This window comes from Dermacoccus sp. MPR-E5, assembly GCF_058809565.1.
Genome location: NZ_JBXASS010000002.1, coordinates 1 through 21,194, shown reverse-complemented (window position 1 = coordinate 21,194; position 21,194 = coordinate 1). Strand labels below are relative to the sequence as shown.

Below are 21,194 nucleotides of genomic sequence, written 5' to 3'. Positions count from 1 at the left end.
TCACGAGCCGACGCAGGTGATGATGTCGTCGGGTTGGTACTTCGTGTGGATCTTGTCGGTGCGCACCACGTTCGAGCCCTTCTTGAGGGTGCGCCACACGTCGACCTGGAAGCCTGGCGTGCCGTTTCCGACGGAGTTCTCGCACCCCTTGACGTCCTTCACGGTGCGTTGCTTCGGCTGCACCACGTCGGTCTTCGGCCCCGTCTTCGTCGACACGTCGTACTGGCGTGTGCCGTAGAAGTCCATGACGACCTTGTTGCCGCTCGTGCCCGCCTTGATGAGGATGAGGTGGCCGGTGTCGTTCGTCCACGTGTTGTCGACGCCGGGGTTCCACAGGGTTGCCTCACGACCCATCGGGTAGCGATCGATGTAGACGTCGTGCGGGGTGTGCTCGTCGAGCTGCACGCCCGCGAAGAACGCCGTGTTGTAGAGCACCGTCGAGACCTGGGAGACGCCGCCGCCCATGCCGTCGACGTGGATGCCGCCCTGCAGCGTGCCCGCCTCGACGTAGCCCTTCTCCTTCGTCAACGAGTACCCCAGGGCACGCAACAGTGAGAACTGCTCACCGGGTCTGACCACCATCCCGTTGAGCGTCGCGAGCGCCGTCTCGATGTTGTGGGTGCGCGCGGCGTTCTCGGCGCCGCCGGGCAACTTGGACTCGAAGTGCGCCATCGATGTGGTGGGCAGCGACGAGACGTCGATGTCCTTCTCGGTCACCTGCGGCTGCATCGGCTTCATGGGCAGGTTCGCGACGTGGTTGCCCGTCAGTGCTGCCGCGACGACCGACTGCACCTTCGAGGCGTCGATCTGCTGGCCGGCCTTGCCCGGCTGCACGCTCGGCTTCCCGTCTTTCCACACGACCTTCGCGTCCGTCGCGATGTCGTTCTGCATGTCGGTGCTGCGCTCGAGGACGTGGGCGAGCAGTGCGTCCGCGTCGACCTTGATGGAGGGCTGTCCGTGCGCGTCCGTGTCGGAGGAGATGACCTCGGAGACATCGGAGGGTTTCATCGTCACGGTCTCGCCATTGGCCTTGACCTGCAGCGGCTCGGACATCGCCTTCTTCGCATCGCCCGCCGCGAACGCGGTGACGGCGTCCTGCGTCGCGTCGGCCTGCTTGTCGACGAGCTTCGTGGTGTAGGCCGTGGTGCCCGGCCAGTGCTCAGCGACGTCCTTCGCGACCGCCTTCTCGTCGACGCTCTTGCCCGGCGCGCCCTTGACGACGACGACCTCACCGGTGATGAACTTCACCTTGCCCTGCGTGGGCGCGCCCTTGATCGAGGTGCCCGCCGAGCTTTTGACGAGACGCGCCAGCGCCGCTTCGTCGACCGTGTACCGCGGCGTGACGGCGCCGCCGTCACCGCTGATGTGATGGATGAGGCGGGTAGGCGACAGGCTGAACCCGGTGACGCCGTCGAGCGTGCGCGCCACGTCCGGCTTCCAGGCGCTGGACGGCTCGAACGCGAACTTCTGCCCGTCGGCCGTGACGGTGGCCTGCTGCTGCGCCCCCGGGCCCGGCAGGCCGGAGACCTGACGCGAGGCCTGTTCCATCGTCATCCCGCCGATGCTGCGGCCCGCGACGGTCGTACCGCCCGCGATCGTGTCCTTGTAGTGGTAGCAGGCCCCGACGTAGCCGATCGCCGCCACGGCGAGCACACCGGCGCCCCCGAACCAGGCCAGATGCCTGCGCCGACGCGTGCCGTCCGGCTGCGTCGCCTGCACCTGCTCGTCGTCCGCCACGGTGACCTCCTGCATGTCTCGAACCCGCGAAAGCCCCGCGCCACGGGTCGCACCATTGCACCACGAACGGCGGCGTCCGACGATCTGGGCACGAGCGACGCGTCAGCGCAACCGGCCGAATGCGCCCCGGTAATACGTGAGGGCGTCCTCGGGAGCGTCGCCGACGGCGAGCGTCAGCACCTCACCGACGACGATCGTGTGGTCGCCCGCGTCGAGGGTCGAGACCGTGCGGCACTCGAACTCCGCGAGGGCGTCGTCGACGAGGGCGAGGCCCGTCGCGTCACCGCGGTGGTGCGGCACGCGGTCGAGCTGGCCGTGCAGCGGACGCCCGCGCGTCGCGAGCCACGACGCGATCGGCTTCGCACTGGCACCGAGCACGGAGACCGCCCATTCGCCGCGCTCCATGACCGCCTCGAAGAAGCGGGCCTCGCGTTCGACGCTGATGAGCATGAGAACAGGGTCGAGCGAGACGCTCGTCAACGAGTTGATCGTCATGGCGTGGTCGATGTCGCCGACGCGCGTGGTCACGACGCTGACGCCCGTCGCGAGACGGCCGATGGCCTTGCGGTAGTGGTCGGGGTCGACCGGTTCGTGGTGGGAGGTCATGCGATCAGCTCCGGGCGGGTCGCGCTCGGCGTGGCGTTCTCGGCGCCGACGATGCGGCGGCGAGCGCGGGCGTCGTACTCGGTGAACCCCTCACGTCCTGAAAGACGTGCGGCGACGTCGTTGGAGAGCGCGTAGACCTCGTCGGCGACGCTGACCTGCGTGCGGTGCTCGCGCAGCGCCTTGATCTGGAGGCTGACGGCCGCGTCATCGACGACCGCGTGCGTCACCTCGTCGTCGGGCACGACGGACGGCGGGTAGGCGTCGCCGCGCTCGGGGACGACGAAGCCCGTCTCCCGGAGGAACTCGGGCGAGCACATCGCGTGCAGCCAGGCGCGGTCCTCCTGTGCCCACGACTGCGGCGTCAGGGTGATGAACAGCCTCGGACGCGCGGTCGATGCGGCGAGCGCGGCGACCGTCACCTCGTGTGCGCGGATGTGGTCGGGATGGCCGTAGCCGCCCTGCTCGTCATACGTGACGACGACGTCGGGCGCGAGCGCGTCGACGTACGCGGCGACGTCGGCAGCGACGGCCTCGATGTCGGCGCCCGTGAACGCCCGGGGGTGGGATGCCGACGGCGTGCCTGCCATGCCCGAATCGCGGTACGTGCGCGCCTCAGGGCGGTTCGCGAGGGCGCGGAAGGCGTCGTCACCGAGGACGACCGACGACGTCACCCCCATCGCCGTCATCGCGCGGCGCAGTTCCTCGCGACGCACCGGAGCGAGCTCGTCCGCGACGTCGTCGGGACGCGCTGAGCCGGCGGGCAGTTCGAGGTGTTTGAGGTCGTCAGGGATGACCTCGCCCTCCTCCCCCAGCGTGCACGTGAGCACGTGCACCTCGTCACCCCGCGCGACGTGATGCGCCATCGTCACACCCGTCCACAGCGATTCGTCATCAGGATGCGCATGCGCGAAGAGAAGCCGAGCCATGAGGTCAACCTTCGTCCTCCACGCGCCGAAACGCAAAGAGCGCAGTGGCTGCATGCCTGGGGTCGAAGGCTCAGCGGCGGTAGCGCGCCGCCCCGTCCTCGAACCGGAACCCGATCGGAAACGCCATGGTGATGACGCCATCGGCGTAGTTCACATGCACCGCGTCGGCGTACTCTGCCGCCTCCTCGGCCGTCGCGAACACCCCGAGGACGGTGTTGTGGGGCGTCTCGTCGTGCTGAACGATCCAGACGCCCTCCCGGTTCTTCTTCATGGCCCCACTCTGCCGCACGCGAAACGGCCGGCCACCCTCGTTCGAGAGTGGCCGGCCGTTCGTCGATCATCAGCTGATCAGGTCAGCTCTTGTTCGCGTTGCGAACACGCGACGCGGTGCGCGCGCGCTCACCGGCATTGAGCACGACCTTGCGGATGCGCACGGCCGTCGGGGTGACCTCGCAGCACTCGTCCTCACGGCAGAACTCGAGGCTCTGCTCGAGGGAGAGCTGACGCGGCGGGATGACCTTCTCGAAGTTGTCGGCGGACGACGCGCGAACGTTCGTCAGCTTCTTCTCCTTGGTGATGTTGACGTCCATGTCGTCGGCGCGGCTGTTCTCGCCGACGATCATGCCCTCGTACACCTCGGTGCCCGGCTCGACGAACAGCGTGCCGCGCTCCTGCAGGTTGACCATCGCGTACGACGTGACGGGGCCCGTGCGGTCGGCGACGAGCGACCCGGCGACGCGCGTCGTGATGGTGCCCGCCCACGGCTCGTAGCCCTCGGACGTCGAGTGCGCGATACCCGTGCCGCGCGTCTCGGTGAGGAACTCGGTGCGGAAGCCGATGAGGCCACGCGCGGGGACAACGAACTCCATGCGGATCCAACCGGTGCCGTGGTTCGTCATCTGCTCCATGCGGCCCTTGCGGGCAGCGAGCAGCTGCGTGATGGCGCCGAGGTACTCCTCGGGCGTGTCGACCGTCAGGCGCTCGAACGGCTCGTGCAGCTTGCCGTCGATCTCACGCGTGACGACCTGCGGCTTGCCGACGGTCAGCTCGAAGCCCTCGCGGCGCATCTGCTCGACGAGGATGGCGAGCGCCAGCTCACCGCGGCCCTGCACCTCCCAGGCGTCGGGACGCTCGGTCGGCAGGACGCGCAGCGACACGTTGCCGATGAGCTCCTTGTCGAGGCGGTCCTTGACGAGACGCGCGGTCACCTTCGTGCCGCGCTCCTTGCCGACGAGCGGCGAGGTGTTCGTTCCGATCGTCATCGAGATCGCGGGCTCGTCGACCGTGATGAGCGGCAGCGGCTCCGGGTTCTCGGCGTCGGCGAGGGTCTCGCCGATCGTGATGTCGGGGATGCCGGCGACGGCGATGATGTCGCCGGGGCCCGCGGCCTTCTCGGACGGCTTGCGCTCGAGGCCCTCCGTCATGAGCAGTTCGGTGATCTTCACCTTCTGCTGCGTGCCGTCGGCCTTGCACCACGTCACCTGCTGGCCCTTGGCGATCTCACCGTTGAACACGCGCAGCAGCGCGAGTCGGCCGAGGAAGTTGTCCGAGTCGAGGTTCGTCACGTGCGCCTGCAGCGGCGTGCCCTCCTCGTACGTCGGGGCGGGGATCGTCTCGAGAATCGTCTTGAACAGCGGCTCGACGGAGTCACCCTCGGGCAGGCCACCGTCGTCGGGACGCACGGTCGAGGCGATGCCGTTCTTCGCCGACGCGTAGACGATCGGGAACTCGATCTGGTCCTCGTCCGCGTCGAGATCCATGAACAGTTCGTAGACCTCGTCGATGACCTCGGCGATGCGGCTGTCGGGACGGTCGACCTTGTTGATGCACAGGATGACGGGCATCTTCGCGTCGAGGGCCTTGCGCAGCACGAAGCGCGTCTGCGGCAGCGGACCCTCGGAGGCGTCGACGAGCAGGACGACACCGTCGACCATCGACAGACCGCGCTCGACCTCACCACCGAAGTCGGCGTGACCGGGGGTGTCGATGATGTTGATCGTGACGAACTCACCGTCGTCGAGGCCCGCGACCTCCTTCGCGGCGGGGCCCGCGTAGTGGATCGCGGTGTTCTTCGCGAGGATCGTGATTCCCTTCTCACGCTCGAGGTCACCGGAGTCCATGACTCGCTCTCCGGTGGTCTCGACGGTGGCGCGCTCGGCGAACACGCCGGCCTGCCAGAGCATCTTGTCGACGAGGGTGGTCTTGCCGTGGTCGACGTGGGCGACAATGGCGACGTTGCGAACGTCGTTACGAGACTTCAAAGCCATGCTTGCCATTGTCGCAGGGTTTTCGACCTGCCGGGGACGCGGTCCATCCGAGGGTCCGCAAGGCCGCGCCCTCGGGGTGCGGATGATGGACGCACCTGATGGTTCGACCGGCCGCAAGGCCGCGCCCTCGGGGTACGGGCCGAGCCGAAGCCAACGTGACCGGACTCATCGAAGCCTCACCTACGTGGCGCTCGCATCGTCGATCGCGCACGATGCGCGTCATGACGACCACGACTCCCCACAGCGGCGAGGCCCACGATGCCGGGCATGCCGCGAAGCTCAACTGGCTGCGCGCCGGCGTTCTCGGAGCCAACGACGGCATCGTCTCCGTCGCCGGCCTCGTCATGGGTGTCGCCGGAGCGACGGCTGAGCGCACCCCCATCATCATCGCGGGTGTCGCGGGCATCGTCTCTGGTGCACTGTCGATGGCCGTCGGCGAGTACGTCTCCGTCTCGACGCAGCTCGACAGCGAGAAGGCGCTCCTTGCCAAGGAGAAGCTCGAGCTCGCCACGATGCCCGACGAGGAACTCGCCGAACTCACGCAGATCTACGTCGACAAGGGTCTCGACGAACCCCTCGCTCGCGAGGTCGCCGTCCAGCTCACCGAGAAGGACGCGCTGCGTGCGCACGCCGACGCCGAACTCAACCTCGACCCCGACGACCTCGCGAACCCGTGGACGGCCGCCGGTGCGTCGTTCGTGTCGTTCGCCCTCGGTGCTCTCATCCCGCTACTCGCGATCCTGCTGCCGTCGCCGTCGCTCAGGGTGCCGGTGACGGTTGTCGCCGTCGTCATCGCGCTCGCGATCACCGGCTTCGTCAGCGCCCGCATCGGCGGGGCGAAGCGTGGACGCGCCGTCGCCCGCAACGTCGGTGGCGGCGTACTCGCCATGGCCATCACCTTCGGCGTCGGTTCGCTCGTCGGCACGGGCGTCGCCTGAGCTGTCTGACCTGAGCGGCTGTCTGACCTGTACGACCGGTGGGTCTGCCCGGGTGTCCGCATCTGCCCGGCTGACGCTGCAGCTGCTCGACTTTTGCGCATCTGCGCGAGGAATGTGACGCACATTCCTCGCGCAGATGCGTATTTCTCGCGCAGCTGGGTTTGGTTCAGTGAATGGCTGGCTCCCCGCGGGGAGTTCCATCAGGACACGAGGTGCTGCGCCGTCCGCGTCGATGTGACGAGTTGTCCACAGGGCCTCAGCGGCCGGGCCTCATTCTCGACCAGGCTGGGCTCATGACGACGATCCCCCGCGCGAGCGCCGGCGGCGCGGTCCGCTCCGACACCGCCCCTCAGGGCGCTCGGGCCTTCACTCCGAACGACACCGCCGCGAGCGTCCACCACCCGGTCGACCCCGATACCGACCCCTCACCGAACGCCCGTGGTGCGGCCGCCTCCGACGCGAGCGCCCCCGGCGTGACGATTCCCGACGTGCTCCTCGCACTGTCACGGCTGGGGCATTTCACGCGGGCGCAGGCCCTGGGCGCGGGCGTCACCGATTCGCAGTTGCGACGCTGGGGGCAGGCGGGTGTGCTGACCCGCCTCGGTCAGGGTCTCTACGCCGTACAGCCCGCGCCCGGCATGGCCGGCGGCGTCACGCGCACAGATGGGCCAGACGACCCCTGGCAGGCAGCCCGTGAGGATCACCTGCGGCGGGCGGTCGCACTGCTCGAGGCCATTCCCGGCAGCTACCTCACCGGTGTGACGGCCGCGCTGGCCCACCAGCTGCCGGTGCTCACCATGCCGACCACGGTCGAGATGTCCCGTCGCCCGTACGGACCCAGCACCCGCCCCGGCCTGGCGATGCGTCGGCCGTGGGGCGCCGGGCCGGCCGACGTCCCCCTCGCCGGCATCGCGCGGCCCGTGCAGGGCCTGGCCCAAGTCGGCATCGACATCGCGGCCCACCACGGCATCCCCGACGGTCTCGTCGTCGCCGACGCAGCTCGCCGTCTGGGCCTCGACGCCGATGCCCTCGTCGCCGCGGCGGACGCCTTCGGAACTCGCGCGGGCGCTCATCAGGCACGAACGGTGGCACGGTTCGCGGATCCGCGAACCGAGTCGGCTGCGGAATCACGGGCCCGCTGGGTGCTGGCGACGTTGGGGTACACCGTCATCCCGCAGTTCGAGGTGTACGACGCGCACGGACGGTTCGTGGCGCGCGCCGACTTCCTCGTGGCGGGGACGAACGTCATCGTCGAGGTCGACGGGCTGCTCAAGTACACCGACCGCGAAGCGCTGCGCCGCGAGAAGCTCCGCGAGGTCGCCCTGCAGCGACTCGGCTACCACGTCGTCCGCGTGCTCTACCGCGACCTCGACCACCACGAGCGCGTGAGGTCACTCGTGCGCGAGGCCGTCGCGCTTGCGGCACGAGCCTCCTGAACGAGCGACCTCGGGCGGGCACCCGCCGCGCCGTTGAACGAGCGGGCCACCCGCCTCACCGCGCCACGAGAGCCCAGCTGCACGAGAAATGTGCATCTGCACGAGGAATGTGCGGCACATTCCTCGTGCAGATGCACAAAAGTCGAGCAGCTGATCCGCCGGCCCGCCGGCCGCACGTCAGCGTCGGGCCTGTGCACCGGCCGCGGGGGCTTCAGCCGTCGCGCGGGTCGACGAGACCGGAGCCCTCGGGCGCGTGGGCGGGGTCGGTGCCGCGTTCGACGATACGGTTGTCGCCGTCGACGAACACGACACGCGGCTCGTGCGTCGCGACCTCGTCGGGACCGAACATTCCGTACGCGATGAGGATGACGGTGTCCCCCACCCCGACGAGGTGAGCGGCGGCACCGTTGATGCCGATGCGCCCCTCACCCGCAGGGCCGGCGATGACGTAGGTAGTGAGTCGGTGGCCGTTGTCGACGTCGACGATGTCGATCTGCTCGCCCTCGACGAGGTCGGCGGCCTCCATGAGGTCGGACGAGATGGTGCACGAGCCGACGTAGTGCAGGTCGGCGTGCGTGACGGTCGCGCGGTGAATCTTGGCTCGCATCAGGGTGCGCAGCATGAGGGCCTCCTCCTCGAAAACGGCCTCAAGCGTACGTCCACGAGGCGTCGTCCCCCAGGAAGCGGAGGACCGCCACCCGGCGGCAGGCGATCACCGACGTCTCGGCAGGTCACCCCAGAGGCGGAGGCCTACGGACTCGCACGTCGCGTGGCGGCGTGATGGGATCGAGCCATGCCTCGACTCGGTGACCTCTCCGCCCTGGCCGGCCGCCCGTTCGCGGCCGTGCTGTTCGACAACGACGGCACGCTCGTCGACTCGACGCCCGCCGTCATCCGCTCATGGGTGGCGTGGGCGCGCGAGTACGACATCGACCCGCACCTGCTCGGCCAGCATCACGGGGTGCCGGCGTCGGGCATCATCGCGCAGATCGCGCCGCATCTGAGCCCCGGCGAGGCGGAGGTCGCGCTGGCCCGCATCACGGCGATGGAACTCGCAGACACGGACGGGGTCGTCGCGCTGCCCGGAGCCGTCGACGCGGTCGCGGCGCTGCTGCCCCGTCGGTGTGCGGTCGTGACGTCGGCGACGCATGAACTTGGGTTGGCGCGCCTGCAGGCCGCGGGCATCCCGCTCCCGGACGTGGTCGTGACGTTCGACGACGTCGAGCACGGCAAGCCGCACCCCGACCCGTTCCTCGTGGCTGCCGAGCGTCTCGGGGTCGCCGCCGAAGAATGCCTTGTCGTCGAGGACGCACCAAGCGGTCTGCGCGCGGCGAAGGCCGCAGGATGCGCGACGCTCGCGCTGACGTCGACGACGAACGTCGCCAACCTCGACGCGACAACGGACGCCGACGCAATCGTCGATTCCCTTGCTGCTGTTCGCTTTTCAGTGACGAACTCTACGGTGCAGATCGCGACACCTTGACCCTGCGGGGCGGCGCGGCACCGCACCCCCGCGGGCTCCTGTCGAGGCAGTACAGCCTGAATACACGCGGCGGAAACTCCCAAGCTCGGGCCCCGGAGGCCCGCGGGGTCGCGGGTCGGCTGCCAAACTCCCAAGCTCGGGCCTCTGAGGCCAGCGGTCACGTGACGAGCCCTCCCCGCCTGTCATTCGATGTTCATGTTCACTGCACCGGCAAGGTGCTCCACACGACGGAACAGACCGGGCCGGCGGCGTAGCGTTGAGGTCATGAGCGATCGCGTTGTTCTCATCGGTGCCGGTGACGTCGGGGTGGCGTACGCGTACGCCCTCGTCAACCAGGGTCTCGTCCACGAGTTGTCCATCATCGACATCAACACTCAGAAGGTGACGGGCGAGGTGATGGACCTCAACCACGGCGTCGTGTGGGCGCCGTCGCCGACGCGCGTGACGGTGGGGTCATACGACGACTGCGCCGACGCCGACCTCGTCGTCATCACCGCGGGTGCGGCGCAGCGCCCGGGTGAGACGCGGCTCGACCTCGTCGGGCGCAACGTCGAGATCTTCCGCTCGATCGTCGGCTCCGTGATGGATACGGGTTTCGACGGCATCTTCCTCGTCGCCAGCAACCCGGTCGACGTGATGGCCTACGCCACCTGGAAGTTGAGCGGTCTGCCGTCCGAGCGTGTCATCGGTTCGGGCACGACGCTCGACTCGGCGCGCCTGCGTTTCATGCTCGGCGAGCTGTACGACGTCGCACCGTCGAGCGTGCACGCGTCGATCATCGGTGAGCATGGCGACACCGAGGTGGCCGCACTGTCGTCCGCGAACGTCGCGGGCGCGCCGCTGTCACGCGACCTCGAGAGCGTGCCGGGGCGCCGTGAGGAGATCGAGCGTGTCTTCACCGACACGCGTGAGGCGGCCTACCGCATCATCGACGCGAAGGGTTCGACGTCGTACGGCATCGGCATGGCCCTCGCGCGCATCACCCGCGCCATCCTGCGCGACGAGTACACCGCACTGCCGGTCTCGACGAAGCTGCACGGCACGTACGGCATCGACGACCTGTTCATCGGTGTGCCCACGGTGCTGGGGCGCAGCGGAGTCAAGAGCGTCGTCGAACTCGACCTGAACGACGCCGAACGCGACGCCCTCGCCCACTCCGCCAAGGTACTCAGCGGCGTCGTCGACTCGACGGGGCTACGCGACTGAACGCTCCGAGACGACGACAGACGACGAAAGGGGTTGGGGAGGTTTGCGCGTCTGAGCGCACGAACCTCCACAACCCCTTCGCCGGTGGGAGGGCTCGTCAGGCGGACGGGTGCGTCATGTCGGCGGGCACGACCCAGCGGTCGAAGTCCTCGCCCGTGACGTCACCGGACGCGAGCGCCGCTTCGCGCAGCGTCGTGCCCTCCTTGTGCGCCTTTTTCGCGATGGCGGCGGCCTTGTCGTAGCCGATGTGACGGTTGAGCGCCGTCACGACCATGAGGTTCGAGGCGAGGTTGGCGTCGATGCGCTCCCGGTTCGGCTCGATGCCACGTGCGCAGTGCGCGGTGAACGAACGGCACGCATCCGAGATGAGGCGGATGCTCTCCAGCACGGCGTGCGCCATGACGGGCTTGAACACGTTGAGCTGGAAGTTGCCCTGCGAGCCGGCGAAACCGACCGTCGCGTCGTTGCCGAACACGCGGGTGGCGACCATCGTCATCGCCTCGCACTGCGTCGGGTTGACCTTGCCCGGCATGATCGAGCTGCCCGGCTCGTTCTCCGGGATGACGAGTTCGCCGATGCCGTTGCGCGGCCCGGACGCGAGCCAACGCACGTCGTTCGCGATCTTCATGAGCGCCCCGCCGAGCAGCCTGAGCGACGAGCTGACGGCGACGAGCTCGTCGTGCGCCGACAGCGACGCGAACAGGTTGTCGGCCTGGTGGAAGCTCTCGCCCGTGATCTCGGAGATCTTCTGCGCGGCGAGCATGCCGAAGTCGGGGTGCGCGTTGAGCCCCGTACCGACGGCGGTGCCACCGATCGCGAGCGCCCGCGTCGCCTGCTCGGCCTGACGCACCTGCGACAGCGCGAAGTCGAGCTGCGCGACCCAGCCGCCGATCTCCTGACCGAGACGGATCGGCGTCGCGTCCTGCAGGTGGGTGCGCCCGACGCAGATGACGTCGTCGAACTCCTTCGCCTTGGCGTCGAGCACGTCACGCAGCTCGGTGACGGCCGGATAGAGGCGCTCGACGAGGTCGAGGACGACGGCGATGTGCATCGCCGTCGGGAACGTGTCGTTCGACGACTGACCGCGGTTGACGTGATCGTTGGGGTGAACGGGCTTCTTCGAGCCGCGCTCTCCGCCGGCGAGTTCGATCGCGCGGTTGGAGATGACCTCGTTGGCGTTCATGTTCGACTGCGTGCCCGAGCCTGTCTGGAACACGACGAGCGGGAACTGATCGTTCAGCTTGCCGTCGATGACGTCGTCCGCGGCCCTCTCGATGAGCTCCGCGACGTCCTTCGGGAGCTGCTCGAGATCGGCGTTCGCCTGCGCGGCGGCCTTCTTGAGGATGCCGAGTGCCCGCACCATGACGGGCCCCCACACGAACGTGTCACGGCCGATGTCGAAGTTCTCGATGCTGCGCTGCGTCTGCGCGCCCCAGTAGGCGTTCTCGTCGACCTCGATCTGACCCATGCTGTCGGTTTCGATGCGCTTGACCATGCCTCCAGCTTAGGCACGCCTCACCACGATCGCGAACGCCCGGAGGGGTGCGCGGCGAGGCCACCCTCGTCGTCAGCGCCCAGCCGTAACCCTCTGCGTCCAGATGCACCCGGGCGCACTTGGACGCAGGTGGGCGGGAGGTCACAACCAGTCGTTGTGGCGGAAGATCGCGTAGAGCCCGCCCGACAACGCGACGATGACGACGACGCTCATGACGAGCCCCGAATGCGCCTGGAAACCGGGGTAGGGCACGTTCTGGCCGAACCAGCCCGTCACGGCCGTCGGCACCGAGATGATCGCGGCCCACGCGGCGAGTTTCTTCATGATCGTGTTGAGCCGCGCGTCCTGCAGCGACAGGTTCGTCTCGAAGACGGTGCTCACCATGTCACGCAGCGACTCGGTCCACTCCGAGGCACGCAGCACGTGGTCGTACAGGTCGTCGTACCAGGCGTCGAGCGGCCCGCCCGTGCGCCCGCGGTGACGCATGAGCGCGTTGACGACCTCACGCATCGGCAGGACGACGCGGCGCAGCGCGACGAGATCCTTGCGGATCGCGTACGTCGTGCGGACGAACTCGCTGCCGGTGCGCCGCTCCGCGAACAACGTCTCCTCGAGGCCTTCGAGAGCGTCGTCGAGCGACTGGATTGTGTCGAAATGGCCGTCGACGACGTAGTCGAGCAACCCGTGCACGAGCGCGCCGCTGCCCTGCGTCATGAGTGAGGCGGAATCATCCCAGCGCTTCACGACCTCACCCATGTCGAACGCTTCGCAATGCGGCGACCTGACCCTGATCGTGATGAGCGCCCGCGGCAGCACGATGCCGCTGATGCGCGTGACGCTGAGGTGGCTGCCCCCGTCAGCGTGCTCGGCGAGGGTGTCGGTCGCGAGCTGCGTGGCGTACACGGTGAAGAACAGATGGTCGGCGTGAGCCGTCACCTTGGCGCGCTCGTGCGGAGCGAGAGCATCCTCGACCACAGTCCCGCTCACGCCCAACCGCAGGACGAGCTGACGCAGTTGCTCCGGCGACGGGTCGAGCAGGTCGACCCAGACGAGGTTCTCCTCGTCGCGCATCGCGTCGGCGAGCGCACCCGCCTCGATGGAGCGCGCCTTCGCCTCTTTCCTGCGCCACACCCGCGCGTCAGCGATATCGAGACCCTCGATCATGACGGCTCACCGGCGCGCGGGGGGTTCGAGCGAAGCGGAGCAGGACGAATCATGAGCGCATTGTGACGCATCGCCCCGACAAGACGCTGTGGATCGCGCCGACAGGACGCTGGGATCGTCGCGGCCCGGTTCACGGGGCGGAAGCACCCACGGACCATCGCGCTACTCGCTTCGTCGTTCGTCGCGGCCCGCTCACGGGTCGCAGGCCCTAGGCTGACGGCATGTCCTTTACGGAGTACTTCAGCCCTGACCGTTTCGACTCCCCCGCCACCGAGGACGACCTCACGCACGCCGAGGAGAAGCTCGGCGTTACCTTTCCCGACGACCTGCGCGCCTTCTGGCTGACGACGGCGACGTACAACGGCAACGTCCACATGGCCGACGGCACCGACGGGCCCTACCTGCGCGTGCTGCACCCGAGTTCGGTGACCAAGACCGGCGACATCGTCGTCTTCGGCCGCGGCGAGGACTGGGACTTCGGCGTCGTCCCCGGTCACCCGACGCGCTGGGTCGACGTCGAGCGCGACAGCGGCGAGGAGCTCAGCGAGCTCGGCGCCACGTTCGTCGGCTTCCTCGAGTCGCTGCGCAACGAGCACGCCGAGCAGGACGACCTGTTCGCCTGAGCGCGGCGATCAGGGCGCTATGACGCGCCCACGCTGACCAGGACAACCGGGCATCAGGCGTGATGACGGCGCCGGGCGCGGCGCGTGGTGCGTCATCACGACGCATCGGCGAGGCGCTGCTCCGTCGTCACTGCGCCTCGAACCACTCGGTCCACGAGCGCCCGCGGTCCTCGGAATGGCGGGCATCTCGACACCGGCGAACCTCCAGTGCCACCGCGCCGGCACACCCGTCAGAGCGTCTCGACGAGCCGGATGCGCTGCAGCACGACGGGCGTCGCATCGTCGACGACGAGGTCGGGGTCGCCGAGCTCGGCCCGCATCGCGTCGGAGGCCCAGAAGCGTTCGTGCGCCCCGCGCCATTCGTCGACGCTGCGGAACCCCTCCCCCTCGTCGACGGCGTGCTCGAGGTCAACCTCTCCCAGCGGGACGACGCGCACCTCGACTGTCTCGGTGACGCCGACGGGCATCCCCGCCGACGAGATGAGCACCTCGCGCTCACCGACCCGCGGCAGTTCATCGTCCGCTGAATACGCGGCTGCCAGGGATGATGTCGCCGTCTTGGCACCGCGAAGGATCGGCGCGAGCAGCGCGTCCCGCTGCGGGCCCGCGAACCCGTACAGACCGGGTCGGGCACCGGGCCACTGCGCGTCGATCGCGATCTGACGAAGCCTCTCCACGTAGCTCTCCCAGGAGAACTCGTCGCCCCACGGCAGGTTGGGGTTCGCCTCACGCATGCCGACGCGTCCGTCGAGCAGTTCGCGCAGGACGTCGACCTGCCCCGCGTGGCGGGCCACCTCCACGCTCAGGTGGACGAGTACGCGGTGCAGGGTGACGTCGGGCTGCGGCCACCACGGCACGTGGCCGGTGGCGTCGAGGTCGAGGCTCGCGATCGTCTCGTCGGCGTGTGCGACGGCCCGGCGGTAGAGGCGCACGACGCTCTCCACGGTCTCGTCGGACGTCGCCCACAGGTCGGCGTTGGGCTCGGCGTCCTGCCCCATCCACGGCAGTTCCTCGCCGGGGCGGTCGAAGACGTGCCCGAGGTAGCCGTACTCCATCGCTGCGAGGTGCTTGACGATGCCGAGCAGGTTCGACCCCGTCGACGTCATCGGCCAGCGCAGCTGCCACTCGTCGAGGCCCTCGAGCTTCCACAGGATCGCCGAACGCAGCGAGTCGAGGTACGTCTTCAGCGTGGCCTTGTCGTCCATTCGACCAGGGTAGGTGGCAGCGGTGACAATGGAGCGCATGCCCACCTCGACTCCCACGACGTCGTTCACCGCAGCGCAGAGCCACGCCCTCATCAGCTCGGTGTTCGGCATCTTTCTCGTCAACGGCCTGATGATCGGGGCCTGGGGCGGTTCGCTGCCCGGCCTCCGTGAACGCCTGCACACCGACGCGTCGGGGATCGGGCTCGTCCTCCTGCTGGCCGGGGGCTCCGCGATCGTGGCCATGCAGGTGAGCGGCCGCGTTTCCGACCGGCTCACACCGCGCCTGCCGTCACTCGTCGGCGGAGTCGGCCTCGCCATCGGGTTGCTGGTGGTCGCGTTCGCCCCGAACTACCCCACCCTCGTGGTCGGCGGCGTGATGATCGGCGCGTGCAACGGTGTCATGGACGTCGCGATGAATGCCCTCGGCGTCGACGCCGAGCGGGCCTCCGGTACGGCGGTCATGAGCCGGTTCCATGCGTTCTTCTCGCTCGGAGGTTTCCTCGGCGCCCTGCTCGTCATGGGCTCGGCGAAACTGCAGGGCGACGGGGCTGATCCGAGGTGGGCCCTCGTCGCGGCAGCGATCTTTGCCGGGGCGGGGCTCACCGCACTGTTCGCTCTGACGCCGCAGGCACCGCATGTCGAGGACAGCACGGACGAGGCCGCGCCGATCAGCCCCACGAGCGGCGACGCACCGCCGCGACCCGGCATCCCGTCGCAGGCGTGGCTGCTCGGCGTCATGGCCCTGTTCTTCGGGTTCACGGAGGGCACCGCGATCGACTGGGCCTCGATCCACGTCACGGACGTCGCGCACGTCGACCCGGGGGTCGGCGCCGCCGGTCTCGTCTGCGTGTCCGCGACGATGGTCGTCATCCGGCTGCTCGGCGACTCACTCGTGGCACGATTCGGGCGCGCCGCCGTCGTGCGCTTCGGCGCGCCCGTCGCGGTGGCCGGGTTCGGCGTCGTCATCACCACGTCGTCGCTGCCGCTCATCCTCGTCGGCTGGCTGCTCGTCGGGTTGGGTGTCGGCATGATCGCCCCGCAGATCTACGCCATCGCCGGCCACATCGGCGGCGGCCGCGTGCTCGCCATCGTCACCGCTTTCGGCTATACCGCGTTTCTCGCCGGGCCCGGCATCATCGGCTTCCTCAGCAACCACTTCGGCATCCAGCGCGCGATGATCCTGCCGTTCGTCGCGGGCCTGCTGTTGACGGGGCTGACGTTCACCGCGGCGTTGCGCGACCCACAGGAGAGCTGACGCCTCGTCCCCGCCGGGTCAGTCGAGCGCCTGCCCCCGACGTTCGGGCAGCGCGAGAGCGGCGAGGGTCGCGACCGCGAAGGCTGCGGCGATGACACCGAACGTCCAGCCCTCGCCGTGATGGGTGAACACCCAAGGCACGACGAGCGGCGCCACGATCGAGGCGATGCGCCCGAACGCCGTCGCGCCGCCGGCGCCGCCCGCGCGCATGAGCGTCGGGTAGATCTCGGGCGTGATGGCGTACAGCGCACCCCACGCGCCGAGGTTGAAGAAGCTGAGTGCGCACCCGGCGGCCATGATCGCCGTCTCCGACGAGGCCTGACCGAACAGCAGCGCCGACACCGTCGAACCTGCGAGGAAGATCGCGAGCGTCGGTCGACGCCCGATCTTCTCCACGCACACCGCAGCCACCGCGTATCCGGGCAACTGTGCGATCGTGATGACGAGGGTGAAACCGAACGACTTCGCCACCGGAAAGCCGTTCGCGACGAGGAATGTCGGGATCCACAAGAAGGCCCCGTAATAGGCGAAGTTGACGCCGAACCACGTCGCCCATAGAGCGGCCGTCCGCGTTCGATACGGCGCGGAGAACGGGCTCGCGAGCTGTGACGTTCTGGTCGTCTCGACGTCGACGGTGGTTCCCTGCGCGCCCGCGTGGGTGTCGGCAGCGTCGTCGAGGTGCGCGCCGCCGCTGCGCTGCGCCGGACCCGCCGCGGCCTCGAACGAGCGCACGATGCGTTCGGCGTCGTCGTCGCGGCCGACCTTCTCGAGGAAGCGCACCGACTCGGGCAACCCGCGGCGCACGTGAATTGCGTAGAGAGCGGGCACGAGCCCGAGCGCCATCGCCCAGCGCCACCCGTTGTCGTGCGGCACGATCGTGAATCCGATGACGGCCGCGAGCAGCCACCCGAGCGCCCAGAACGACTCGAGGGCGACGACCATCCGTCCTCGCAGGCGCTTCGGGGCGAACTCGCTCACCAGGGTCGAGGCCACCGGGAGTTCCGCGCCGAGGCCGAGCCCGACGACGAAGCGCAGGGCGCACAGGACGAGGAAGCTCGGCGCGAGCGCCGACAGACCCGTCGCGATGCCGTAGACGACGAGTGTGCCCGCGAACACGGTGCGGCGGCCGATGCGGTCGGCCAGGGCGCCGCCGACACCGGCGCCGATCGCCATGCCGACGAAGCCGATCGAGGCGAGCACCGACAGGTCGCCGGTCGTCAGCCCCCACTCCTTCTTGACCGCCACCATGAGAAAGCTGATGAGCCCGACGTCCATCGCGTCGAGCGCCCAGCCGACGCCCGAACCGACGAGCATCGAGCGATGACGCGCCGTGAACGGCAACCGATCGAGCCGCTCGGTTCGACTCGCGGGAGCCGAGAGTGGGGTGGGACGGACCGTCATGGCGCCGCTCTTTTCGTCACATGGGAAAGAAAGGAATGACGTTCACCCTAACGCCTTTGTGTCATGACGATGAATAAAACGTCACGCCGACTTTCGGCGGGGCACGAATGCGAGCAGCGCAACGGCTGCGACGACGGTGAGGCAGCACAGCGTCGCGTAGGTCGTGGCGCCGGCGACGAAGCCTGCGCCGATGCCGCGCCCGCTCCGGCAAGCGAGACGAGGACGTCGCACGTGCCCTGCGTGCAGGCGCGGGTGGCGCTGGAGGTGGCGTCGACGAGCATCGTCGTGCCGGCCAGCAATCCAGCGTTCCAACCCAACCCCAGCAGCACGAGCGCCGCGATCATCACATCCCCTTGGCCGCCGCCCTCCCCGGTGAACTCCCCCTGCTGCGTGGTTGGTGCTGGCCTCGTTGGATTCGCGGGTGGGTCTGGCGGTCGAGGATGTGGCGCTGAAGGCGCAACTGTGCCCCACCCCTGGTGAGGTGTCGGGGTGGACGCGACGGCAGGTGCTGCGTCATCTGGCGCACCTGCAGACGCACGGGTTGGCGCAGGTCTCGGCGAACGGCGAGTGGACGCGCCCCCAGACCCTGCCGACGCTCGAGGCGGCGTCTGTCGGGCAGCAGGTGGTGCGTGACCGAATCTCGTTGGAACGACAGGTCTTTCGTGAGCGTGCGTCGACCTGGGTGCTGGCGCGGCGCGCGTCGGTCGCTGCGTGTCAGGAGCGCGCAGCGCTGGTGGGCGGGTCTGGACGCGGGTGAGCGGGTGCAGCGGGTGCAGCGGCTGAGTGGGGAGTTTTCGCGTCTGAGTGTGTGGCGTCAACAGCAGCGTAAGCGTGTGTGGGAGGAACGCAACCTACGCCGTGGTCTCGACCCGTCGCGGCGACATGCGGACTGGCTCGAGGCGCAGGATCGACGCGAGTTCGAGCGGCGCCGTGAGGAGCGACGCGTGTGGTTCGCGAATCTGGCTGAGCCCCTGCGTCAGGCGTACGCGTCGAGCTGGGATGACCACCGCCGCCGCTACGGCTACCCCACGTCGGTGGATGGGGGCTCTGAGCCGGGGTGAGCCAACCTAGGCGGCCCGTCGTGGCCCATAATTGGGCAGGACGCACCTCACACGAGATGAACACCTACAGGGGATGGCGTGGCGAACAAGAACCTCGGCACGGCTCGCAAGCGAAGCGTGACGAGTTCTGACGGCGTCGATGTGGCCGGGTGCACCGTGCACACGGATCGCGGTCGCAATTCAAGAGCCGCAAGTTCGTGCACGCGGCCCTTCCAAAAGCCAGCCTCGACAGTACGAGTTCTCTCGTCGCCCACTGAAGGAGAACGGTCATGCCGGTCGCGTTCGACACCACTATCCCCATCGCGACGCCGCAGCGCCGTGAAGATCTCATCGACGCCATCATCACCGCCGCGGACAAGCATGGAGAGACTCACTGGCTCGAGTGGAAGAGCGAATGCGACCTGGGTGCCAAAGCTGGCATATTCGAGTTCGCCAAAGAGATACTCGCTCTGGCCAACCGCGACGTCTCAACGGCACAAGCTGACTACGGGGGGTTCGGCTACCTTGTCGTCGGAGCGAGCGAGTCCGGCCTTCACGGCGCACCCGCCTTCAGCGCCACCGAGATACAGCAAAAACTGGCGACCTTCTTAGGAACTGGCCTTGAAGCGCCCGCCTGGACAGCGCACCACGTAGCCAGGGGGGAAAAGACAGTCCTCGTGATCGAAGTAGCTCCTCCCGCTGACGGCGATCCGCTACGTGTCCTCCAACGCGACTTCGGAAAAGCACGGGCCGGCACGGTCTATGTGCGACACGGTGAGATCGCCTCACCAGCAACTCCGGATCAATTGAGGATGCTTCAGGCTCGCTTCCTCGCAGGCCGATTCGACGACCTCGTCACCGAGCGGCTCGCCCTAGCCTGTACAACACTCAATGCCGAGTTGGAGTGCCGCCCCAAGGCTGGGCCATGGCACCCCACGGCACGCATCCGACCCCGCACCTACGCGGGCGAGTGTCCCGAAGAAATCCTTGTCATGACCGCACCACAAGACTCCTTCGAACGCGCGGTACCTGATGCCCACCTACTCAGCCCCCTGCAAGCCGCAGGCATGATCATCGTCTTCCCTGAAGGCACCGACCTTCTCCACGCCAGTCAAGAAACCCAAGCTTTCCTGCAGGATCAGGGCATTCGTCTTGCCGACAACCACATGGGCCCAGGCAAGCCGATCGCGCTGTGCGGCGCCGGCTTCGCGCAGCTGCACCAGAGCGTGCAGTGGCTCCTCATCGCAGCGTCGCAAAACGGTCAGCTACCTATGCCGATCGGCTTCCACTGCTTACAGCTTTCTGGCCCGAACGACCAGTCCTAGCTGTACCACCCACGCGCCATCCGGCGAGCATTGCTCAGCCGTCACTGCCCGCCGATGTCAGCTCATCGCCACCGCAGCGTCCAGGCTGAGATGGTGATGCGTAGGCGCCGTTGCCGGCGATGACGTCATAGATAAGGCGGCGTGAGACCCCAAGGTCGATCGCGAGCTTGGCCTTGTTCGCGCCGGCGGCTGCTGCCTGACGCACGTGCGCAACCTGTTCGTCGGTGAGGCGGCGGGCGCGGCCCTTGTACACGCCGCGTACTTTTGCCAGGTCGATGCCTTCACGTTGGCGTTCGCGGATGAGGGAACGCTCGAGTTCGGCGACGGCGCCGATGAGTTGGCGCTGGAACGTCGCGAACGGGTCGGCCGTGGCGTCGGGTGAGAAGGTGAGGCGTTCCTTGACGAACTCGACGCTCACCTTGCGCGCGGTGAGGTCGGAGACGATCTGCTCGAGGTCGACCAGCGATCGCGCGAGCCGATCCATCGACGCGACGCGCAACGTGTCACCGCGACGCACGTAGCGCAGCGCATCCGACAAGCCAGCGCGATCGGCTCGGCTCTTGCCCGATTGATGGTCAGTGAACAGCTCATCGACGCCCCCAAGCGCTTCGAGCTGCCTAGCGAGATTCTGTGACGTCGACGAGACGCGTGCGTACCCCACGATTTGACCCGGCATGTCTAGACCCTACCCGCAAAGTGGGCAAAAAGACGGTTACCGACCCTATTCGCATGCGCGTCCGATCCGCCCGTGCTAGTGCAAATAGGGTGTACCCCACCCCACGCAAGTAGGAACCCCCTCAGATGCACACTCTCGGACAGGGGGAATCTAGGGATGGCCCTATCGGAACACTCGGGCGCTCGGGTCGGCGGCTTCGCACCAATCGGTCAGCCGCGGTCCTCGGCTGTTGCAAAAACCTTCGTTTGTGCTACCTGCCGTCTATCGGATACATGAGACGCCGAGAGTGGTGAATCGTGCTTCTCGGTGGAGCGTTTCGCGGTGGGCGAAGGTGCAGCCTGGGATCTTGGTGAGCTTGTTCGCAGTGCGCGTGTCGACTACTACGACACTCGTGGGGGCTGGGGCTGGGGC

General features: G+C 68.3%; 20 protein-coding genes. 8 read left to right on the top strand and 12 right to left on the bottom strand.

What is annotated here, in order from left to right; all coding sequences use genetic code 11:
- The 5 genes from AC1RS9_RS01335 to typA form a co-directional block, all read right to left on the bottom strand.
- Positions 1 to 1,752 carry a VanW family protein gene (locus AC1RS9_RS01335; protein ID WP_473957376.1) on the bottom strand — a complete coding sequence of 584 codons (1,752 nt, stop codon included), beginning with the start codon at positions 1,750 to 1,752 and terminating at the stop codon, positions 1 to 3.
- An 87-nt stretch (positions 1,753 to 1,839) separates the two neighbouring features.
- Positions 1,840 to 2,343, bottom strand: a complete 504-nt coding sequence (locus tag AC1RS9_RS01330; RefSeq protein WP_473957378.1) for a flavin reductase family protein — start codon at positions 2,341 to 2,343, stop codon at positions 1,840 to 1,842.
- Positions 2,340 to 3,269 carry a PIG-L family deacetylase gene (locus AC1RS9_RS01325; RefSeq protein WP_006947409.1) on the bottom strand — a complete coding sequence of 310 codons (930 nt, stop codon included), beginning with the start codon at positions 3,267 to 3,269 and terminating at the stop codon, positions 2,340 to 2,342. Before AC1RS9_RS01325 ends, AC1RS9_RS01330 begins: the two co-directional genes overlap by 4 nt.
- Before the next feature lie 70 nt (positions 3,270 to 3,339).
- Entirely contained in the window at positions 3,340 to 3,540 is a 201-nt protein-coding gene (locus AC1RS9_RS01320; protein ID WP_473957380.1) for a hypothetical protein, read from the bottom strand.
- A gap of 82 nt (positions 3,541 to 3,622) precedes the next feature.
- Positions 3,623 to 5,536: a translational GTPase TypA gene (gene typA / locus AC1RS9_RS01315; RefSeq protein WP_040015152.1), complete on the bottom strand. Its 1,914-nt coding sequence runs from the start codon at positions 5,534 to 5,536 to the stop codon at positions 3,623 to 3,625.
- Between the two features lie 212 nt (positions 5,537 to 5,748).
- Between typA and AC1RS9_RS01310 the strand changes: the two genes are divergently transcribed.
- Entirely contained in the window at positions 5,749 to 6,474 is a 726-nt protein-coding gene (locus AC1RS9_RS01310; RefSeq protein ID WP_040015153.1) for a VIT1/CCC1 transporter family protein, read from the top strand.
- 293 nt (positions 6,475 to 6,767) lie between these two features.
- Entirely contained in the window at positions 6,768 to 7,910 is a 1,143-nt protein-coding gene (locus AC1RS9_RS01305; protein WP_006947436.1) for a type IV toxin-antitoxin system AbiEi family antitoxin domain-containing protein, read from the top strand.
- A 211-nt stretch (positions 7,911 to 8,121) separates the two neighbouring features.
- On the opposite strand, the gene panD is transcribed toward AC1RS9_RS01305, so the two are convergent.
- Entirely contained in the window at positions 8,122 to 8,532 is a 411-nt protein-coding gene (gene panD, locus AC1RS9_RS01300) for an aspartate 1-decarboxylase (protein ID WP_006947480.1), read from the bottom strand.
- A gap of 171 nt (positions 8,533 to 8,703) precedes the next feature.
- Between panD and AC1RS9_RS01295 the strand changes: the two genes are divergently transcribed.
- Both AC1RS9_RS01295 and AC1RS9_RS01290 read left to right on the top strand, forming a co-directional pair.
- On the top strand, positions 8,704 to 9,393 hold the full coding sequence (locus AC1RS9_RS01295) for an HAD family hydrolase (RefSeq protein WP_006947431.1): 690 nt from the start codon (positions 8,704 to 8,706) through the stop codon (positions 9,391 to 9,393).
- A 264-nt stretch (positions 9,394 to 9,657) separates the two neighbouring features.
- A complete protein-coding gene (locus AC1RS9_RS01290) occupies positions 9,658 to 10,599 on the top strand; it encodes an L-lactate dehydrogenase (protein ID WP_006947407.1) in 942 nt (313 codons plus the stop codon).
- Between the two features lie 97 nt (positions 10,600 to 10,696).
- Here the strand turns inward: AC1RS9_RS01290 and fumC are convergent, their stop codons facing one another.
- Positions 10,697 to 12,094 carry a class II fumarate hydratase gene (gene fumC, locus AC1RS9_RS01285; RefSeq protein ID WP_062255828.1) on the bottom strand — a complete coding sequence of 466 codons (1,398 nt, stop codon included), beginning with the start codon at positions 12,092 to 12,094 and terminating at the stop codon, positions 10,697 to 10,699.
- 141 nt (positions 12,095 to 12,235) lie between these two features.
- Positions 12,236 to 13,258 (bottom strand): magnesium transporter CorA family protein, encoded by a 1,023-nt coding sequence (locus AC1RS9_RS01280; protein WP_074040380.1) that lies wholly within the window; start codon positions 13,256 to 13,258, stop codon positions 12,236 to 12,238.
- A 221-nt stretch (positions 13,259 to 13,479) separates the two neighbouring features.
- On the opposite strand from AC1RS9_RS01280, the gene AC1RS9_RS01275 reads away from it, so the two are divergent.
- Positions 13,480 to 13,881 carry an SMI1/KNR4 family protein gene (locus AC1RS9_RS01275; RefSeq protein ID WP_074040379.1) on the top strand — a complete coding sequence of 134 codons (402 nt, stop codon included), beginning with the start codon at positions 13,480 to 13,482 and terminating at the stop codon, positions 13,879 to 13,881.
- 230 nt (positions 13,882 to 14,111) lie between these two features.
- Here the strand turns inward: AC1RS9_RS01275 and AC1RS9_RS01270 are convergent, their stop codons facing one another.
- The gene (locus AC1RS9_RS01270; protein ID WP_313489964.1) at positions 14,112 to 15,086 is read right to left on the bottom strand and encodes a mycothiol transferase; all 975 of its coding nucleotides are present in this window, start codon (positions 15,084 to 15,086) and stop codon (positions 14,112 to 14,114) included.
- A 37-nt stretch (positions 15,087 to 15,123) separates the two neighbouring features.
- On the opposite strand from AC1RS9_RS01270, the gene AC1RS9_RS01265 reads away from it, so the two are divergent.
- On the top strand, positions 15,124 to 16,341 hold the full coding sequence (locus tag AC1RS9_RS01265; RefSeq protein ID WP_313489966.1) for an MFS transporter: 1,218 nt from the start codon (positions 15,124 to 15,126) through the stop codon (positions 16,339 to 16,341).
- Between the two features lie 18 nt (positions 16,342 to 16,359).
- Here AC1RS9_RS01265 and AC1RS9_RS01260 read toward each other — a convergent pair whose 3' ends face one another.
- Both AC1RS9_RS01260 and AC1RS9_RS01255 read right to left on the bottom strand, forming a co-directional pair.
- Positions 16,360 to 17,742 carry an MFS transporter gene (locus AC1RS9_RS01260; protein ID WP_473957880.1) on the bottom strand — a complete coding sequence of 461 codons (1,383 nt, stop codon included), beginning with the start codon at positions 17,740 to 17,742 and terminating at the stop codon, positions 16,360 to 16,362.
- An 81-nt stretch (positions 17,743 to 17,823) separates the two neighbouring features.
- Positions 17,824 to 17,973: a hypothetical protein gene (locus tag AC1RS9_RS01255; protein WP_156444873.1), complete on the bottom strand. Its 150-nt coding sequence runs from the start codon at positions 17,971 to 17,973 to the stop codon at positions 17,824 to 17,826.
- 163 nt (positions 17,974 to 18,136) lie between these two features.
- On the opposite strand from AC1RS9_RS01255, the gene AC1RS9_RS01250 reads away from it, so the two are divergent.
- Both AC1RS9_RS01250 and AC1RS9_RS01245 read left to right on the top strand, forming a co-directional pair.
- Positions 18,137 to 18,499, top strand: a complete 363-nt coding sequence (locus AC1RS9_RS01250; RefSeq protein ID WP_449759052.1) for a hypothetical protein — start codon at positions 18,137 to 18,139, stop codon at positions 18,497 to 18,499.
- Positions 18,500 to 19,072: 573 nt separating this feature from the next.
- Positions 19,073 to 20,107 (top strand): AlbA family DNA-binding domain-containing protein, encoded by a 1,035-nt coding sequence (locus tag AC1RS9_RS01245; protein ID WP_006947413.1) that lies wholly within the window; start codon positions 19,073 to 19,075, stop codon positions 20,105 to 20,107.
- A gap of 34 nt (positions 20,108 to 20,141) precedes the next feature.
- On the opposite strand, the gene AC1RS9_RS01240 is transcribed toward AC1RS9_RS01245, so the two are convergent.
- Positions 20,142 to 20,783 carry a recombinase family protein gene (locus AC1RS9_RS01240; protein ID WP_006947465.1) on the bottom strand — a complete coding sequence of 214 codons (642 nt, stop codon included), beginning with the start codon at positions 20,781 to 20,783 and terminating at the stop codon, positions 20,142 to 20,144.
- Between the last annotated feature and the right edge of the window lie 411 nt (positions 20,784 to 21,194).

Excerpts from the sequence above, each read along its gene's own strand:
- AC1RS9_RS01335 (WP_473957376.1), bottom strand. The coding sequence starts at position 1,752 with ATGCAGGAGGTCACCGTGGCGGACGACGAGCAGGTGCAGGCGACGCAG.
- panD (WP_006947480.1), bottom strand. The coding sequence starts at position 8,532 with ATGCTGCGCACCCTGATGCGAGCCAAGATTCACCGCGCGACCGTCACG.
- AC1RS9_RS01320 (WP_473957380.1), bottom strand. The coding sequence starts at position 3,540 with ATGAAGAAGAACCGGGAGGGCGTCTGGATCGTTCAGCACGACGAGACG.
- AC1RS9_RS01280 (WP_074040380.1), bottom strand. The coding sequence starts at position 13,258 with ATGATCGAGGGTCTCGATATCGCTGACGCGCGGGTGTGGCGCAGGAAA.
- AC1RS9_RS01330 (WP_473957378.1), bottom strand. The coding sequence starts at position 2,343 with ATGACCTCCCACCACGAACCGGTCGACCCCGACCACTACCGCAAGGCC.
- AC1RS9_RS01260 (WP_473957880.1), bottom strand. The coding sequence starts at position 17,742 with ATGACGGTCCGTCCCACCCCACTCTCGGCTCCCGCGAGTCGAACCGAG.
- AC1RS9_RS01305 (WP_006947436.1), top strand. The coding sequence starts at position 6,768 with ATGACGACGATCCCCCGCGCGAGCGCCGGCGGCGCGGTCCGCTCCGAC.
- AC1RS9_RS01270 (WP_313489964.1), bottom strand. The coding sequence starts at position 15,086 with ATGGACGACAAGGCCACGCTGAAGACGTACCTCGACTCGCTGCGTTCG.
- AC1RS9_RS01310 (WP_040015153.1), top strand. The coding sequence starts at position 5,749 with ATGCGCGTCATGACGACCACGACTCCCCACAGCGGCGAGGCCCACGAT.
- AC1RS9_RS01290 (WP_006947407.1), top strand. The coding sequence starts at position 9,658 with ATGAGCGATCGCGTTGTTCTCATCGGTGCCGGTGACGTCGGGGTGGCG.
- AC1RS9_RS01275 (WP_074040379.1), top strand. The coding sequence starts at position 13,480 with ATGTCCTTTACGGAGTACTTCAGCCCTGACCGTTTCGACTCCCCCGCC.
- typA (WP_040015152.1), bottom strand. The coding sequence starts at position 5,536 with ATGGCTTTGAAGTCTCGTAACGACGTTCGCAACGTCGCCATTGTCGCC.
- AC1RS9_RS01245 (WP_006947413.1), top strand. The coding sequence starts at position 19,073 with ATGCCGGTCGCGTTCGACACCACTATCCCCATCGCGACGCCGCAGCGC.
- AC1RS9_RS01265 (WP_313489966.1), top strand. The coding sequence starts at position 15,124 with ATGCCCACCTCGACTCCCACGACGTCGTTCACCGCAGCGCAGAGCCAC.
- AC1RS9_RS01295 (WP_006947431.1), top strand. The coding sequence starts at position 8,704 with ATGCCTCGACTCGGTGACCTCTCCGCCCTGGCCGGCCGCCCGTTCGCG.
- AC1RS9_RS01240 (WP_006947465.1), bottom strand. The coding sequence starts at position 20,783 with ATGCCGGGTCAAATCGTGGGGTACGCACGCGTCTCGTCGACGTCACAG.
- AC1RS9_RS01325 (WP_006947409.1), bottom strand. The coding sequence starts at position 3,269 with ATGGCTCGGCTTCTCTTCGCGCATGCGCATCCTGATGACGAATCGCTG.
- fumC (WP_062255828.1), bottom strand. The coding sequence starts at position 12,094 with ATGGTCAAGCGCATCGAAACCGACAGCATGGGTCAGATCGAGGTCGAC.